This is a genomic window from Streptomyces sp. NBC_00078 (genome assembly GCF_026343335.1).
GTDB lineage: Bacteria > Actinomycetota > Actinomycetes > Streptomycetales > Streptomycetaceae > Streptomyces.
In genome coordinates this window covers 3,855,435-3,872,092 of sequence record NZ_JAPELX010000001.1, presented here as the reverse complement: position 1 = coordinate 3,872,092, position 16,658 = coordinate 3,855,435, and the positions used below count along the sequence as shown (strand labels likewise).

At 64.9% G+C, this 16,658-nt stretch carries 15 protein-coding genes, 1 tRNA gene and 2 pseudogenes; 4 read left to right on the top strand and 14 right to left on the bottom strand.

The genetic code is table 11. The features are described from left to right. Nucleotides 1-7 precede the first annotated feature (7 nt). The 7 genes and pseudogenes from OOK07_RS17980 to OOK07_RS17950 form a co-directional block, all read right to left on the bottom strand. Complete coding sequence (locus tag OOK07_RS17980) at nt 8-1,306, bottom strand: extracellular solute-binding protein (protein WP_266681497.1); 1,299 nt, start codon at nt 1,304-1,306, stop codon at nt 8-10. Nucleotides 1,307-1,806: 500 nt separating this feature from the next. After that, the gene (locus OOK07_RS17975) at nt 1,807-2,973 is read right to left on the bottom strand and encodes an oxygenase MpaB family protein (RefSeq protein ID WP_266797383.1); all 1,167 of its coding nucleotides are present in this window, start codon (nt 2,971-2,973) and stop codon (nt 1,807-1,809) included. Between the two features lie 71 nt (nt 2,974-3,044). Next, nucleotides 3,045-4,073, bottom strand: a complete 1,029-nt coding sequence (locus OOK07_RS17970; RefSeq protein WP_266681493.1) for a polyprenyl synthetase family protein — start codon at nt 4,071-4,073, stop codon at nt 3,045-3,047. 16 nt (nt 4,074-4,089) lie between these two features. After that, nucleotides 4,090-4,323: a polyprenyl synthetase gene (locus OOK07_RS17965; RefSeq protein WP_266683591.1), complete on the bottom strand. Its 234-nt coding sequence runs from the start codon at nt 4,321-4,323 to the stop codon at nt 4,090-4,092. A gap of 1,009 nt (nt 4,324-5,332) precedes the next feature. After that, nucleotides 5,333-6,090, bottom strand: a pseudogene (locus OOK07_RS17960) (transposase family protein). A 256-nt stretch (nt 6,091-6,346) separates the two neighbouring features. Further along, the gene (locus tag OOK07_RS17955; protein WP_266797381.1) at nt 6,347-6,772 is read right to left on the bottom strand and encodes a hypothetical protein; all 426 of its coding nucleotides are present in this window, start codon (nt 6,770-6,772) and stop codon (nt 6,347-6,349) included. Nucleotides 6,773-6,838: 66 nt separating this feature from the next. Beyond that, nucleotides 6,839-7,423: a hypothetical protein gene (locus tag OOK07_RS17950; protein ID WP_266797379.1), complete on the bottom strand. Its 585-nt coding sequence runs from the start codon at nt 7,421-7,423 to the stop codon at nt 6,839-6,841. A gap of 592 nt (nt 7,424-8,015) precedes the next feature. Here OOK07_RS17950 and OOK07_RS17945 point away from each other — a divergent pair. From OOK07_RS17945 to OOK07_RS17930, 4 genes and pseudogenes are all read left to right on the top strand, one after another. After that, nucleotides 8,016-8,153 (top strand): annotated as a pseudogene (locus OOK07_RS17945) (IS5/IS1182 family transposase); the annotation flags it as partial. A 455-nt stretch (nt 8,154-8,608) separates the two neighbouring features. Beyond that, entirely contained in the window at nt 8,609-8,890 is a 282-nt protein-coding gene (locus tag OOK07_RS17940) for a helix-turn-helix domain-containing protein (protein ID WP_266797377.1), read from the top strand. 54 nt (nt 8,891-8,944) lie between these two features. After that, nucleotides 8,945-9,826 (top strand): tyrosine-type recombinase/integrase, encoded by an 882-nt coding sequence (locus OOK07_RS17935; protein WP_266797375.1) that lies wholly within the window; start codon nt 8,945-8,947, stop codon nt 9,824-9,826. Beyond that, nucleotides 9,823-10,128, top strand: coding sequence for a tyrosine-type recombinase/integrase (locus tag OOK07_RS17930; protein ID WP_266797374.1), 306 nt, complete (start codon nt 9,823-9,825; stop codon nt 10,126-10,128). Before OOK07_RS17935 ends, OOK07_RS17930 begins: the two co-directional genes overlap by 4 nt. Before the next feature lie 76 nt (nt 10,129-10,204). Here OOK07_RS17930 and OOK07_RS17925 read toward each other — a convergent pair whose 3' ends face one another. From OOK07_RS17925 to OOK07_RS17895, 7 genes are all read right to left on the bottom strand, one after another. Then, on the bottom strand, nt 10,205-10,540 hold the full coding sequence (locus OOK07_RS17925; RefSeq protein ID WP_266797372.1) for a deoxyxylulose-5-phosphate synthase: 336 nt from the start codon (nt 10,538-10,540) through the stop codon (nt 10,205-10,207). Nucleotides 10,541-10,644: 104 nt separating this feature from the next. Further along, entirely contained in the window at nt 10,645-10,977 is a 333-nt protein-coding gene (locus OOK07_RS17920; protein WP_266797370.1) for a hypothetical protein, read from the bottom strand. A 114-nt stretch (nt 10,978-11,091) separates the two neighbouring features. After that, a tRNA-Arg gene (locus OOK07_RS17915) sits at nt 11,092-11,164 on the bottom strand. Nucleotides 11,165-11,792: 628 nt separating this feature from the next. Next, entirely contained in the window at nt 11,793-12,800 is a 1,008-nt protein-coding gene (locus tag OOK07_RS17910; RefSeq protein WP_266801972.1) for an IS3 family transposase, read from the bottom strand. Between the two features lie 66 nt (nt 12,801-12,866). Then, nucleotides 12,867-14,120 carry a group II intron reverse transcriptase/maturase gene (gene ltrA, locus OOK07_RS17905; RefSeq protein ID WP_266797368.1) on the bottom strand — a complete coding sequence of 418 codons (1,254 nt, stop codon included), beginning with the start codon at nt 14,118-14,120 and terminating at the stop codon, nt 12,867-12,869. A gap of 577 nt (nt 14,121-14,697) precedes the next feature. Then, entirely contained in the window at nt 14,698-14,991 is a 294-nt protein-coding gene (locus tag OOK07_RS17900; protein WP_266797367.1) for a transposase, read from the bottom strand. 29 nt (nt 14,992-15,020) lie between these two features. Beyond that, nucleotides 15,021-16,409, bottom strand: a complete 1,389-nt coding sequence (locus OOK07_RS17895) for a hypothetical protein (RefSeq protein ID WP_266797365.1) — start codon at nt 16,407-16,409, stop codon at nt 15,021-15,023. Nucleotides 16,410-16,658: the final 249 nt, after the last annotated feature.

Here is a 16,658-nt window from a genome sequence, read left to right as displayed (position 1 = left end):
CCGCGGATCACCCCTTACCCGTGCCGAGGCTCTCGGCGTACGCCTGGACGTTCGCGGCGGCCTTCGCGGCCGTCCCCTTGCCCTTGGCCACGGCTTCCATCTCCTTGCCCAGCCGGGTGGCGACCTGCTGCCAGTTACTCACCTGCGGAAACGCCCGGGTGTTCTTCAGCTGCGTGAGGAAGGCGTCCAGCAGCGGCTGGCCCGCGATGGCAGGGTTGGCCCAGGCGGAGGCGACGGCCGGCAGCGAGCTGTACGCCTTGTACTGCGCCACCTGAGTGCTCGGCTTGGAGATGTACCGGATGAGCTTCCAGGCCGCGTCCGCGTTGCCGCTGTCGGCGAGCACACCCCAGCTGCCCCCGGCGGAGAAGGAGACGCTGCCCGACGATCCGGCCGGAAGGGGTGCGGTGGCGACGTGGGACGCCGTCCAGCCGGTCTTCTTCGCGACTGCGTCGAGCTGGCCGATGACCCACGGACCCGTGATCATGCAGGCGGTCCTGCCCGATACGAAGTACGGCTGCGCGTCGAGGAACGTGGGCCCGGCGGTGTCGGCGGTACCCGAGGTGAAGAACGACGCGTTGTACTTGATCGCGTCGGCCATCGCCGGTGTGTCGAGCGTCCACTTGCCGCCGGACGAGAGCAGCGAACCACCCGCCTGCCATGCGTACATCGCGACGTCCTGGCCGTTGAAGATGCCCCAGCCGATGTCCGCCCCGAGCGCGTGCCGGGCGCCGGCGCGTTGGAGCGCCTTGAAGAACGGCACCACCTCGTCCCACGTGGCCGGAGCCTTGACACCCGCCTGCTTGGCGAGGTCGGAGCGGTAGACCAGCGCGTAGGTGTAGGCGTACCAAGGCACCGTGTAGGCGACGTTCTTCATCACGCCGGCGTCCCACAGGCTGGGGAAGAAGGACTTCGGGTCGGCCACGCCGTCCGGCACCGGCCGCAGGATCGACGGGTCGAGGAACTGCGCCTGCGACTCGGGGAAGAACTGGGCGACATCGGGTCCCTTGCCGGCGGCGATCGCAGCCTGGAGCTTGGTGTAGTAGTCGGCGTTCGGGATCAGTGTGAACTTCACCGTGAGCTTGGGGTTCGCGGCCTTGAAGGGCTTGATGACCTTGTCGAGCACGTCGGCATCGCCTTGGGCGGCCCAGACGTTGACCGTGCCGGTGGCCGGGGAGTCGTCGACGGGTTTGGCGGAGGACGTCGCAGCTTTCGCAGTGCCGCGACCGCAGCCTGCCAGGGCGAAGCTGCCGAGCAGAGCTGTGCCGGCGGTCAGCTGTAGGACACCGCGTCTGGAGGGATTGGACACGCTGGGCTCCTGTCTCATGGGCGCTGAGCACAGTGGAGGAATTTCGGGGGAAGTAGCGATTTTGGTCCGACGGGACCTGATGTCCGAGGGAGCCGGCTAGAGGCGATGGCCCTTTACGGCGTTGCAGCGACGGTATGGGCGACTGGTTGCGGTGACATCGCGTATCCGTCACCGTGAAATTTCGGAACTTGTAGCAAAATCTCTGGGGACCGCGCTCGGCCCTGAACGGTCAAGGGCATCACCCGCGTCCGGTGCGCGCCGAAAATCGCATCGCTACTGGTCGCGGCTCTGCACCAGCCGGCAAACCGCCCCGCCCCGCCCGGCATCCCGCCCGACCCCGCGGCGCGATGATCACTCGTGCCGCTGTGACTAATGCCTTACGCGGTAGGACGATGCACGGTCCCCGAACGGCTGACGATGGCGACGGGCAGTCCGCGCTCGCGCAGGGCGCGCAGCACCGGTTCGGTGTCGGGGGTGGGGTGCGCCCGCCCGCCCGGCGGTCAGGTCGGACTGACGGTGGGGGCGGGCGGGGTCCAGCGGTGGGTGCGGGGAACGGCAGAGGAGACGCCGTAGTCCCTTTTCAGCTGCTCCGGAATCGCGTAGTGCATGACGCGGCCGCGGGTGAGCGAGGACAGTTCGAAGATCGTGGTGAAGTGGCCGAGGCGGTCCAGGGCCCAGGCACCGAGGGGGAAGCGGTCCTCGATGGTCTCCAGGACGCCGAGCAGGGGCGGGACGGCCTTGACGACGGTGTCCCAGGCAGTGCGCGGGACGTCCAGCCAGTCGGCGCAGGTGTCGCCGATGAGGTGGCGGATCAGAGCGGAGACGATCGGGTCGAACAAGGTGCCCGGGACGACTTCCTCGTACAGATCGATCAGTTGCCGGGTGAGATGCGCGCCTTCCTCGCTCGGCCCCATGTATCGGGTCATGTACAGGTCCAGGAACTGGCGGGCGGACTCCAGGTCCTTGGGTGCCTGGTTCTGATCGACGCCGAGCATGGCGCCGACCACCCGCCAGGCGTAGAAGTACGCTTCCGCCCCGTCGACGCTCATGTGGATGTTCAGCCGATGCAGGGAGTCCAGCACAAGCAGCGAGAACAACATCTGACCGCCGATCATGTCCTCCTGACAGATCGGCACCCCCAGGCTGTCGACGTCCCAGCGGTTTTCCTGCTTGAGGTGGTGGCGGATGGAAGCGTGCAGCAGGCGGACTTTCTGGGCGGCGGGAATGAAGCTGCTGCCTGCCTCGAATGCCCCAGGTTGCATGAGGTAGACGGTGAACTGCCCGGTCTCCGCCATCCGCTTGGAGGGGTACTTCAGCGAGTGCGTCGCCGACAGCAGCTTCGCCACGTGCGGGACCACGTAGCAGGCGGGCATGGAGGCGAAGGACAGCGCTGTGGAGATGTGCACGTTGTTGTCGATGAAGAACAGCCTGGCCTTCTCCATCTCACCCCAGTCGACCCACGCTGGTGGTGCGCTGGTGGCCTGCAGGTATTCCCGCGCCACCTCGGGAAGACCATCGGGCAGCGGTGCGCCGGCGGTCGACACGTAGCGCATCAGAGTGTTGAACTTTCCCACCTCCCCACGCTCGAAGAGGGTGGCCACTGTTGCGTCGGCGAGTTCGTCACCGCTCTGCCGCAGCGCGTCCATCGACGTATCGGTGTAGGTCATCACAAGCTCCTTGTCTTGAGCGGAACATGCGGGGCCGAACAGGCACCGGGCGCGGCGTCCCTCCGCCGAGGTCAGTGCCGGCGCACGGCTGCGGAACGCGCCAGGCCGGTAAGGGCTCGTGCGGCGTGCGCCGGGATGTCCATGTCGTCCAGAGCGCGGGTGGCTTCCTCAACCCGTGCACCGATCATCTGCTCGATCCGGTCGGGTGCCTTCAGCCGGCTCATCACCGCGCGTACGGCGTCCAGGCCGTCGGCCCCCAGATAGCGCCGGCCCAGCAGCGTGCGCAGTTGCTCCCGCTCGGTCTCGTCGGCCACTCGCCAGGTCTCCGCCAGCAGGGTGGTGGGCCGGTGTGCGCGCAGGTCGTCCATGTTGGTCTTGCCGGTCAGCGCCGGATCCCCGAACAGACCGAGCAGATCGTCTCGCAGCTGGAACGCCTCGCCCAGCGGCAGCCCGTAGCAGGAATAGCCCTCGCGCAGCCGCTGCCCGGCGCCGGCCAGCGCACCGCCGATCAGTAAAGGCTGCTCGACGGTGTACTTCGCGGTCTTGTACCGGATCACCTGCAACGACTCCGCCGTGTCCGGCTCTGCACCGGTGCGCAGCACCTCCAGGCACTCACCCGCGATCAGCTCCCGGGCCAAGGCCGCCCACAGGGGACGGGCTCGGGCCAGGTAGGCCGCGGGCAAGCCACTGGTGGCGAATAGCTGACCGGCCAGTGACATCAGCAGATCCCCCACCAGCATCGCCAGCGACCTGGCCGCGGTCGTGGCACGGGGGCGACGACGCAGGGCGGCTCGCAGGGCGACATGTGCGGTGGGCCGGCCGTGCCGCAAAGGGCTGTCGTCGATGATGTCGTCGTGCACGACCGCGGCGGCGTGCACCAGCTCCATGGAAGCCGCCGCCCGCACCAGAGCGTCGCTGTCAGGCTGACCGGCGGCCCGCCAGCCCCAGTAGCAGAACGCCGCCCTCAGCCGCTTGCCATGCGCCACGGCAACCTCGACCTGCTCGGCAACCGGGCCCAGGTCCGTGTCGATCGCGAGCAGTTGATCCGCCTCGTGCGCCACGAACCGGCTCAGCACCTCGTCGACGCGGGACTTGAACACGGCCGCCTCATACCGGTCATCCACAGTCGGCAGCCCGCCGCTCAAGGGCCTTCCGGGCGAGGACCTCCAGATGGGCAGGCGGCACCGCCGCGTACCGGTCCAGCGCAAGCTGCCCGCGAGCCTTCACATCCCGCTCCGCGTCAGCCGCCAGTTCAGCCACGTCCGAGCGGCGCAGCAATCCCCGCACGGTGCCGGTGGCCGAACCGAGAGCACACACCGCCAGGTCGGCAAGGCCCGCCACCAACAGCATTGTCTGCTCGGCCGCATCCCTGCCACGCCCGGCTTCTTGAGTCACGCCATCCCCCCACCAACCGATCAACGAGGTGGCGCGGCCACCCGCCACCGCTCACAGCGTCGCGTCCCCGCGAAGGGAAACCAGGCACAACTCACCATCGGGTGATCATGCCGAAGATGTGTGCGTATCTCCTGTCCCGCCGGCCCGAACACCTCGTTGCCCCTTGGGCCGGCGCGGCACGATCCCGAGGATTTGACTGCGACGTTCGCCTGAAGAGGGTGTTGGGGGCAGCCTGTTCGCTCGCGTGCGTGGGGCTCGTCAGAGTTCCTCTCGCCGAAAGTGGCTGTCCGTCGGTCGCCACGTTTGATCCCTGGTGCTGGGACCCCGAGGTGGATCCGGCGGTCTCCGAGGCCGCAGCCCGGCTCGTACCGCGCGCCTCGGGCCCCTTGGCTACTACCGACGAGCAGCGCGCCCTCGGCGAAGCCGCGGGCCAGTTCGCCAGATGCGAGGGGGTGTTGCGTGTGGCTCAGGCCGCGATCCATGGAACACAGCAGGCGTGAGGTTCCAGACCCTCCGGGCACAAATCCCTGATCACTGACTTACGAATGGCTCGCCACGTCTTCAGCGAGCACTTCAGGTGGACGCACAGCTCGACCAGTTCTCGCGTACCGCTGCTCTGTCCGGGGTGCTCCAAGCGCCTGCCAAGGCTGCGGCGGCGGATCGCCACGCTCGTTGTGCGGTGGATTGTCGGTGCCGCGCTGCGGACACTGGCGGGCCTCTTGTGGGGGTGGTGGACCAGCTAGTGACGGACTTCGGGGCCGGGTTGGCCGCCGCCAGAGACGGCGCGGGGTGGGTCTGATCCAGCCGCGGCCCCGGTATCGGCCGAATCGCTGAAAAGAGAACTGGCGATCGACGTGGACAGATCGAGGCTGAACCTCGAATCGGTACGGGCGACGGCAACGTCAGCGTCCGAGACCCACGTCCTTGATCCCGCGTTGGAGTACGGACTGAGCCTTTTCCAACCTCACGCTGATGCGTGGTGAAGGACGAGGACGGCCTTCACCACGTCGGTGATTCGGTTGGTGCTGCAGCGGAGCTTCCGCAGGAGGCAAGCCAGCCCTTGATGGTGGCCATGGCCCGCTCGCCGAGGCAGCGGATCTTGGCGTGGGTGGTGTTGTGGCGACGCTTCCATCGCTTGAGGCGGCGGCCTCGAAACGGAACCCGGACGGATCCGCCGGCGCCTTGATATGTCTTGTCCGCCCAGCATTTGAGCCCCGCATCGGCGAGGGCTTCGATGATCCCGTGCTGCCGCGCGGCGGTCAGGTCGTGAGTCGAGCCGGGCAGAGCCGGCGAGGCCCAGAGCAGTCGTCCGAAGGGATCGGTGAGGACCTGGACATTCATGCCGTGGCGTTTGTGTTTCCCGGAGTAGTACGGGGTGTCGGCGGCGATGCGGTCGATCGGCAGCAGGGTGCCGTCGAGGATGACGAACGCCTTCGCCCGGATCGTCGTCATCGCCTCGTCCAGGGACGGGGCGAGGGCGGCCAGGGCCTCGACGGCTTCACGTATGTAGCGGTACACGGTCGCGATCCCGATGCCGAACCCCGCGGCGAGCTGGGCGTAAGTGTCACCGCACCGCAGGTGGGCCAGGGCGAGCAGGGCCTGACGTCCGGCAGGAAGGCGCCGCCACCGCGTTCCGATCTCCTGCCGCCGGGCTGTCAGTTGCCCGGTCAGGAACCGCAAGGTGCGGCTGGACAGATCAATCGAGGACGGGTAGACAAGCACGCGAAGCTCCTGGCGGACACAGGTGATCTTGGTCGAGAACCCGTCTACCAGGAGCTTCGTCGTTGCGCAGGACAGTCCAACTCGCGGTCAGCACCACCAGCTTGAAAAGGGCTCATGCATGGAAGCCACGAGACTGACGCGCCGTCGTGGTTGTCTACTTGCTGTGTGAGGGCTGACGTTCTGCTCGGCTGAGAGGTCTAGCGCTAGCGTGGGGCGGAACAGAGTGGATTCGAGAGGCAGCTGGTCCAATATTGGGCTATGCGGCGAGGATGGCAATCGACCACCGAACGTTCGATCCATCCACATGGATTGAAAGGCGCTGAGCTTCAGGATCCGCATAGACGCGGCCGATAGCCACAGGTTCGTTGCAGGTGATCTTGGTGGAGTTTGCATTGCCGTGATACTGGATCAAAGTATTGCCGTCGCCAGTGCACTTCATGTGGACTATATAGAAATCGCCGGTCGCGGTGAAATTCTTCAGCTTCATATCGCTTGTTCCCGATGTGACGGGGACGAGATATTCGGCCTTACTGGGAAGTTTCAGATCCAAGGGTGATGATGTAGCAGAGTTACTAGAGCGCGGCGGCGGTGTCGTCTTGGCGCTCTCCGACCCGTTGTTGCCTACCGAACAAGCAGACAGCAACAGCAGCAACAGGGACGCAGTGACCACACGTGCGCGCATGATTCATTCCTATCCTTAAGGGAAAGACTCCCGGCGGGTGTGCCCGCCGGGAGCTAGCCGACCTTTTTAACTGAGGACCCATCCTTCGCCTCGAGGGGCCCAGACGTTCGTGTATTGCTGGTTTCCGACCTGGCAGTTGCTGTACCTGGTGGCATTGTAGCCGTAGACTCGCTCCATCTTGGCACCATACTTTCCGTAAACGGTCGAGTGAGCCAGCACCTTCCCGCCGACCTCAACCCCTATGTCGGTGGTCCAGGACTTCTGTACGCTGCCCGTGATGGTTGCCTGAATCTTTGAGAACCACAGTGCTTTCCACTCGGCGCTAAGAGCTATCGAGCCGCCGATCGAGAAGGTGTCGGACTTCTTCGAGGTGAACTTAAAATCCATGGCGTAAGATTTATTGTTGGTGACGAAGGTGCTGTCCGCGACACTCAAGCTGTTCTTTGTATTCTTCGTGATGTGCACGAAGCTTGTTGGTTCGCAATAATCGGAATCAGGCTTGTCCTGATCTCCGGTCTTTCCTGTGTAGACGGGATCATCCACTTCGCCAGCAGTGTCCGTCTCGCCCGGAATTTCCGCGGTTTCGCCTTCCGTCGTGGTGGATTCAGTGCCTTCCAGAACTTCTCCACTGGTAGCGGGATCTTCGGTCACACTTCCCGGTTCAACCGGAGCGGTGGAGGACGTCAAAGGGTCATCGCCCCCTGTGCCGGTCTCCGATGCAAGGGCGGGAGCGGCTCCAGTGACAAGGAGTAGTCCGGCAGCGCCTGCAACGATTCTAGTACGCATAACCTGGGCCCCCTAGCCGTCAGCGGTATCCCGTGAGACCGCTTGCTTCGGGAAACTCAATCATCAAGACCCTCTCAAGGCGAGCGATGTTGGAAAGTTTGAGGAACTCCTGAGGTAGAGCCATGAAGTCCGGTTCAGTCTCTCCTCACAGGCGTGACGTAATCACGGGTCTCGGGCAGGGGCCGGGCGAACGTCGAAGGGCGCGATGCGCGGTGCCGGTTGAGGGCTCTGCTTTCGGGTCAGAATGGAAGTTCTCGCCCGCTTGTTCCTCGTTTGATGGTCACGATCCGTTCGTGGAAGTCGCGTGAGGCGGCCTCCCGGGGTACCTGGCGCACAGTTCCTTGAGCCCTTTTCAAGCTGGTGGTGCTGACCGCGAGTTGGACTGTCCTGCGCAACGACGAAGCTCCTGGTAGACGGGTTCTCGACCAAGATCACCTGTGTCCGCCAGGAGCTTCGCGTGCTTGTCTACCCGTCCTCGATTGATCTGTCCAGCCGCACCTTGCGGTTCCTGACCGGGCAACTGACAGCCCGGCGGCAGGAGATCGGAACGCGGTGGCGGCGCCTTCCTGCCGGACGTCAGGCCCTGCTCGCCCTCCTTTTCGGTCTTGAACAACGGGCTGGACAACACAGCCACACCGCCCGGAGAAAAGTCCAGAGTTGGTTCTTAAACTCCTCACTACTTCTTTCGGTGTGGGAGAGGGAAACAGTAAGGGTGGATCCCCGGTTGCCGAAATCGCTCCCGCCGGGCCCGAAATTTTTTTGCGGCGAAGCAGCCGGTCGAGGTGCCGGAATCCGGTACCTCCGCAGCTCAGGGGTGACACCTGGCGGTCAGGGACGACGTGAATGACCCGCCGGGCATCATGGCTGATGTGCGTTTAAATCGCCCATCTCGAAAACGGAGAGGGAAGGTAACACGGCACCTCGGCCGAAACGCCTCGCGATGTGCCGGAATTCGACGAGACGAACACCACTTCGCCCCCGGACGACTTTTGGAGAGTTTTGGAGCTAACTCTTACCATGGCGCCCGGATGCAAGTTACAGCTATCTGTCATGCCCAACCGACCTGTCGGAATAGGCCCTGCCGGCCTCCACACCGCCCGCGCCATCGAGCACCTACTTCTCGTGCGCGGCCTGACCCAACACCAGCTCGCCGCCCGCTGCACCGCGCTGGGCCGTCCGATGGCCAACACCGCCCTCAGCCGCACCGAACGCGCCCGCCGCCGATGCGACGTAGACGACCTCGTCGCCCTCGCCGCCGCGCTCGGCGTTTCTCCCACGACCCTGCTCCTGCCGGTCCCATCGGTGTCCGGTGATGACCGGAGGGGGTGCTAGTTGGCGCGGGTCTGGATTGAGGACCGCATAGGGCACGCGGCGTACGTACGTGCCGTGGCGGAAGCCAAGAGTGCGGGGCGTACGCCGCCGGGGCGCTACCGCGTGCGCTGGTACGACCCCGACGGCAAGCCGAAGATGAAGACCTTCGCCCGCAAGGTCGACGCCGAGGCGGAGCGGACAAGGATGGAGTCGCGTCTCAACGACGGCTCCTATCGCGATCCCGCAGCCGCGCGGGTGAAGTTCGCAGAGGTGGCGGAGTCCTGGCTGGCGGCGCAGCTCCACCTCAAGCGCTCAACTCGGGCTCGCTACCGCGGTGTTCTCGACGTCCACGTGATTCCCAAGTGGGGTACCACCCCGCTGGACCGCATCCACTTCGAGGACATCGCCGAGTGGCTCGCGGATCTGCTGTCCGGCGAGGCGACCGGCGGCAGGAAGCTCAGCCCTCGCTCGGTCCGCAAGGCGTACGTCGTCCTCAGCCGTGTTCTCGGCTACGCGGTCCAGGCTCGTCGTCTGGTGGTCAACCCGGCTGTCGGCGTGCCCCTGCCGAAGGCGATGCCCGCTGATCACGTGTACCTCGACGGCATGCAGGTCGACGCGCTGGCCAACGCGTCAGGCGCCTACCGGGTGTTCATCCTGCTGCTGGCCTACACCGGCCTGCGCTGGGGCGAGGCGTCCGCGCTGAAGGTGGGCCGCGTCGACCTGGACGCCTGCCGGGCTCACATCGTCGAGGCGTACGCCGAGGACAACGGCAAGCTCTACCTCGACACCCCCAAGAACCACGAGCGCCGGTCCGTACCGATCCCGCGGTTCCTGGCCGACGAGCTGAAGCCCCACGTCAAGGGGAGGGGAGATGACGACTTGCTCTTCACCGCCCCGCAGGGCGGGCCGCTGCGGGCCGCAACTTCCGTCAGCGGTTCTTCGCGTCGGCGGTCGTGAAGGCCGGACTGGGGCACCTCAAGGTCACCCCGCACAAGCTGAGGCACACGGCAGCCTCGCTCGCCATCGCCAGCGGGGCGGATGTCAACGTCGTACAGACGATGCTGGGCCACAAGTCCGCGACGCTGACACTGGACACGTACGGGCACCTCTTCCCCGACCGCCTGGACGAGGTCTCGAAGAAGATGCACAAGCGCCGCTCCAAGCAACTGGCCAAGGCGAAGGCCAAGCTGGAGAAAGCGGAGAAGAAAGCCCGCAAGGCTGCCGAGGCCGTGGCCGTCCTGGAGGATCCCGCGGCGTGATGTGTGCCAAATCCGTGCTGTCTTTGACAGCAGGGGTCGCTTCGGGCGCGGCGGAACGCCCCCTGCTGTCAGGCTGCTAGGGCAGGTCGCGGCGGACCAACGCCCGGGCGAATGGTTCTCCGGTGGCCTGGGCGTAGGCCATCCGCTCGCGCACCTCGCTGAGGGTGCGCGGGCGGTAGCCGGGGCCGCCGCAGCAGCTCTTGTGGAAGCGCACACCGGCGTGCAGCAGCACGGAGAGGGTGCGCCAGGCGGCGGTGTCCCGCCTCTTGGGTGCCGCGAAGGCGGATCCGACGTGGATCAGTGGTTCGGTGCAGCGTGGACAGACCCGGTCGTGGTCGTGGTACCCGGGGTAGGGCTGCTTGTACGAGGCCCGGCAGGGCAGGCAAACGTACGAAGTCTTGGCATGGGCCATGCGGAAAGGGTAGAGCCACCACAGTGTCGGGCTCGACAGATTTCCGGCCTGCTGCGCAGGCCCTTCGGCAAAGGTGGGGCGGCGACGGCCGACCGTACTTGCTCCTACTCGCCTCTTCGGATTGCTGCGTCGACGGCGTCAGCAGCATCCCTCGCGGCCAGCTCGCTGATCTCCCTGGGGACCTCGCGGTCGTCATACACGAAGAGTCTTGCGTCGACGACATGGGTCTTCGGGTGCCAGCCGAGGCGGCGGCCCGCCTCGCGTGCAGCACGACGGACGTCCTTCAGCTCGCCCATCTCCTCAAGATCGCCGCTGCTCAGGATCAGCTGCCCGTGGTAGCCCCGGTAGCGAGGCTTCAGTGACGCCCGCATCAGGCCCTCCAAGCGGTCGACCAGCTTCTCGTGCCGGCGCCGGGCCAGCTCGTCGTTCGCGGGCATCTCGCACAGCTCCCCACCTCTGCCCGCAGCACCCACGTGTGCCATATGTGTGCTGCGAGTACGAAGGCCCTCCCGTCCGTTGGACGGAAGGGCCTCTGACCAGGCGTTTTGCTGTGCCCCCGGCAGGATTCGAACCTGCGACACCCGCTTTAGGAGAGCGGTGCTCTATCCCCTGAGCTACGAAGGCGGGGGCTTGTAGAAAACCTTGTTGAAAACCCAGGGCGTGGATCTTCGACGAGGAGCACAAGCCCGCTGGTCAGACGTAGTGCGACGCTCTCCGCACAGTCACCTGAGCAGACAACGCGACGTACCAACGGCCGACCAGGGACAGCCTAGCGGATGCGCGCCAGCGACTGTCGTCTGTATGGAGGCAGGAGAGCGGGGCGGCGAGCCGGAGCGCCTCTGAGCTGCAGCTTCTGTGGCCTGTAGCGAATGATTGGTGGGCGTTCTGGGGGCAGAGGTCAAGGGCGATTGGACCGTTCTGCTCCATGCGTCAGCTTGTGGAGCCACTGGGCGCTGTCTCGCCGGCGTCTGGCACGGCACGTCGTCGCTTGTTCCGGGAGGCCGGGGCTTCTTGCGATGCGCGCAGGCCGGAGCGGTTGTTGCCGAGGGCAAGAAGCGGGGATGCCAGGAGACCTGGTCCCGGCGACAGTTGATCGACGGAATACCTTGGCGGATCCGGACGGTGCACTATGGCGCGGCGTGCCCGATCGGTACGGACCGTGGGGCCGGGGGTATGACCTTGTTCCGGCGTCGGCAGTGCAATGACGCGTGGAAGCACATCCCCACTCGTTTGTGACCACACATGGTGTCCGTCAACGTGGCTGCAGGCAGACCTGAGGGGCCACGAAGTTTCCGGACAGGCGTCTGACCGTCGTTTTCACGCAGCGATTCGCAACTTCTCGTACTCGGCGTGGACTTCGCGCGGAGGGCGGTAACCCACTGCCGAGTGGAGGCGTTTTGCGGTTGTACCAGAATTCGATGTATCGAGTGATGTCCTGCCGGGCGGCCTCGCGGGTCAGGTAAGTCACCCTTGATACGCGCTCGTTCTTGAGGGCGCCGAAGAATGATTCGGCCATGGCGTTGTCGAAACAGATCCCGGTGCGGCCGGAAGATCTGCGGAGCCCGAACCGGTCGAGCGTCTTCCCGAATTCGGCTGACATGTAGTTACTTCCGCGGTCTGAGTGAAATATCGCACCAGCCGAGAGGCTCGTGTTCCGTGCCGCGTTGCGGATCGCCCTGGATATCAGTGGGGTTTTGTAATGGTCGTCCATCGAGTATCCAATGACTTCCTTCGTGCAGCAGTCGATGACCGTTGCGAGGTACATCCAGCCTTCCCCGGTCGCGATGTAAGTGATGTCGCCGACAAGCTTTTCGCCGGGTGCGTCAGCGGTGAAGTCGCGGCCGACGAGGTCCGGCACCTGACCGGCCGCGGCCTGGGTGAGGCTGAACCTCTTCGGCCGCGGCTGGCAGGGCTCAAGGCCCAGCTCGCGCATGAGCCGGCGGACCAACTCCAGGCCCGCGGTGACGCCCCAGCGATGCAGCTGGGCCTGGATGCGCCGATGGCCATAGGTGCCGTCGGACATGTCGAAGGCTTTCTCGATGAGCAGTTTCAGTTCGTCACGGCGCTGGGCCGTCGCGGATTCCGGGCGGGATCTCCAGTCGTAGTAGCCGGATCTGGAGACGCCGAGTCGGCCGCACATAAACTCGACGCTGTATGCGTACTCCTCGGTGTCGAGCCGCATCACGTCGATGAACTCGTACTTGCTTGCTACCGAGGATCCTTCGCGAAGTACGCTGCGGGTCGGGTGGCCCGGGGGAATTTCACCCCCGGGCTCCCACAGATCCCGGCGTGACAGTCTCCCGTCACCGGGCTCCTATCGTCCTGATCACCAGATCGAGTGGACCCATTTCCAGTGGGCGAAGAAGAGCGGGTACGCGGTGGTGACCTGCTTCCATCGCCGGTGGAAATTCTTGAAGGTCTTCAGTCGCCAGTATTTCTTGCGGACCCAGCGCATCAGGTAGTAGTTGATGCGCTTGAGGAGGGGATACAGCTCGGTGCGGTAGAAGGCACCGTAGTACTGCATCCAGCCGCGGATGATGGGGTTGAGCCATCGCGCGAACTCGCCGAGGGTGTAGCCGATGTGCATGTGGAGCCGCCAGGAGCGGACCTCCGTGCTCATCTTCTTGAGGGCTTCCTTGCTGGGCGCCGGAAGGAATGAAGTGAAGATCTTTCCGTTCCGGTCTCGCGCTGGACGACGCTGGAACGTGAAACCGAGGAAGGTGAACGATGTTGCCACGAAACCGTCGTGGCGCCCGTCTCTTCCGCAGTACACGATCCGGGTCTTGGCCGGGTGTAGTTGCAGGCCGACCTCTTCCATCCTGTTCCCGATCGCCTTCAGGACCACACGGGCCCGGCGCTCGGAGTCGCAGTGCACGACCGCGTCATCCGCATAGCGTTCGAACTGGACGTCCGGAAAGTTCCGGGTGAGCCACAGGTCGAACGCATAGTGCAGGAACAGATTCGCCAACACGGGAGAAACCGCCGATCCCTGTGGGGTTCCGCGATCCCGCTGCCGAAAGGTGCCGTCGGGCAGTTGCAGTGGAGTGGCAAGCCAGCGCTTCACATACAACACGACCCACGCGGCATCGGTATGGGTCTCCACCGCCTTGATGACGAGGTCCCAGCGAACGCTGTCGAAGAATTTGGAGACATCGAGATCGACGGCCCACTTCTTCTTCCAGCACCGCCGCCGGCATGCCTCAACCGCGTTCAGAGCCGACCTGCCCGGCCGGTAGCCGTAGGAGTCCGGGTGGAACACTGGCTCCACCCGCTTCTCCAGATGAGCGGCCACCACCGTCTGGGCGATTCTGTCCGCGACCGTGGGCACACCGAGCAAACGAACCCCGTCGCCATGCGACTTCGGGATTTCCACGCCTTTCACCGGAGGGGGAAAGTAGCTTCCCGAGGACATTCGATTCCAGATCTTATAGAGGTTCCTCTTCAGATCCTTCGCGAACTCCTCGATCGTGCAGCCGTCCACCCCCGGAGCACCCTGATTGGCCTTGACCTTCAGGTATGCCTCCCAGACCTCCGTCTTTGATATCTCGAACGACTTGATCTGTGACTTCAGCTCGCCCACGCAGCTCCTCCCAGGGAATTCCTGGTTGACCGAACAAACGAACCACGGACAATCCGGCCCCTTCGCTCCGCTCCCACCGCGCCCAGCAGGAGGTTCACCGCTACTACGAACCGGTCCGCCAACACACTTCGCATCGGTACTCAGTTCCTCACGGGTTGTCCGCTTGGAAGGCTCCCTTTCACAACACCGCGTGAAAAAACGCAGTGTTGAGGCATCGAAGTGTGTCTTCCCACGTTCCGCACGAAAGCAGCAGACCAGATTCACGTCGCCTCCACGCCGGGCACCACCTGGCCAGTAAACGGGTTTCCGCCAGACTCATCCCGGGCCAAAAAGTAACACCCGGTTCTGGTGCCATTTCATCAATAACGACGCGTCAACAGCGATCCCCTGCAAGGGGACTGCGCTCCGTCTCCCTGATCCCCACCTGACGTCTCACGGACGCCTTTTCCACAGTCGCTCACCACGGTCGCGTCACCGCTTCCGCAGCATGTGGCGGTTTGAAGCCTCCCCCCGCAGGGCGACTCCGAAGGGTCGAAAGTCCTTCATCTCTCGTGCAGCACCGCGTTCAGCTACTCAACTACCGCAACCAGCCTCCCGCGTTCGTGGCACACCTTTTTTTCAGGAAGGTGACTTCCATCTCCAGCTCGCGGTTGCGTCGCTCGAGTTCCTTGAGGCGCGCCCGCTCGTTCACCGTCAGTTCCGCATCGGGAGCCGGTTCCTGCTGCTTCTCGTACTTCTTCACCCAGCCGCGCAGCGTCTCCGGGTTCAGCTCAAGCTCCCGGGCAACTTCGGAGATCGTCTTGCTCGACCTCAACGCGATCCGGACGGCTTCCTCGCGGAACTCCGGCGAGTACTTACTGGGTGGCGCCACTTCTTCCTCGTTTCCTGTTCAGGACAACCCTATTGGGTCCCTGTCCGGAAACCTCGGGGCACCCCAGAAGCATTGAGTGTGCGGCATTCAGGCCGTCGCTGCCTCTTGCTCTCGCGAATGGCAGCACCAGGTTGGAGGGCGTCTCCGTTGCGGTGATCGCTCCGGTGTTCGGCGCATCGGGGGCATGACTGACTGGTGTCGCTGATGACACCGTCTTCGCACCGTGGGTCAGGGCATTCGCGGCCGCACTTGCTGATGGGACATCGGTGGGAGGCTATGAGCCGTATAGCGGCGCCCACGGGGTGGGTCAGTTCTGCTCCGCCGGTGGAGATATCGGAGGTTGAGGCGAAGCCCCAGGCGTACCAGCGGCGGTCGGCCCGTGCGATCAGTTCTTCAACGGTGCGGTGCTGGTGCTCACGCAGGATGGCATCCCGCAGGGTGGCAGGGCGGAACGGGGGAAGCAAGGCGCGCAGTTCCTCTGGAAGCCCGGCCTCGACGGCCTCGACGGCCTGGGCTTGGGCCTGGGTCATGCGTTGCCGGACCTCGCTTCGGGGTGGTTGTCCCTGCCTCGGTGCCGACAGTTCAAGTCGTCCGTTGCCGGTGTCGTTGTGACGAGTCTTTCTACTACTTGCTGTATGAGGCCTTCGGCCGGAAGCGACGCTTCGCGCCGCAGGCGCGGATTCTTGGTGTTGTTCTTCTTGGTCTACTTCAACCCCTCCCCCGGGGGGTGCGAAGCGCTTTGCTGTGGGGGTACGTATCCCCCGGGGGAGGGGTACGGTCTGGTCTGCTAATTTCGCGGAATTCCCAGCTCGCCGCGTGCCCCCTGTCGTGGGGGTACGGGAGTTCAGCCCCAGGAAGGGGACGGCCGGCGGCAGAGGAGAGCGGCTCTTGCGTGCCAGGGCTCGCGCTTGCGCAGTCTGCTGGCAGCATTCCTTGATCGTCTGGCGGGCGGCGGCGAGCCAGGCGTCGAAGGCCTCTTCGCGGGCGTCGCGCTCTTTGGGGATCTCTTCGGGGACGGCTCGGTTGAGGGCGTACCAGTCGGCCATGGAGCGGGGTCCGCAGTAGCCGACGGGTGGGGTCTGGTGCACGATGTAGCGGTTGCGGCGCACCAGGCCGGTGGTGGAGCGGATGACCTCGACGGCTCCGATCACTTCCAGTTGCAGCATGTATTTGGAGACGTTTTCGGGCTTCTTCAGTCCCAGGATGCGGGCGAGGGTGAGCAGGCCCGGCCAGACCTCGTTGTCGTCTCGCGAGGTGTTGAGGTGGGCAGACAGTGCCCAGTACAGGGTTCGGGCGTCGGAGTCTGCGCCGGAGAGGAGGACCCAGTCGCCGACCTGAGCGAAGGGGGCACGTCGGCCGAGAGATACCTCGAGCGTGTGGTCGAGGGCTGTCGGGTCGTCGGGAACGTGTGAGGTCATTGCGCTGCACCTACTGCGTGGGGGGTGTGTTTGGTGCTGTGTCCGGTCCGCGGAGGCAGGGGAGTGGCCTGCTGTTCCTCGCTGGTCAGTCGAGGTGGGAAGGGTCTGGTCGATGCCGCTTTCGGCTGGTGTCCCGCGGGACGGGCGGGTGCTGCCATCACTCCCCCATTAACGTCAGTTCATGACTGCGGTTGATACTAGACATGAGATCCACTTGATGACCAGTAAACTTTCCGCGGCTGAGCAACA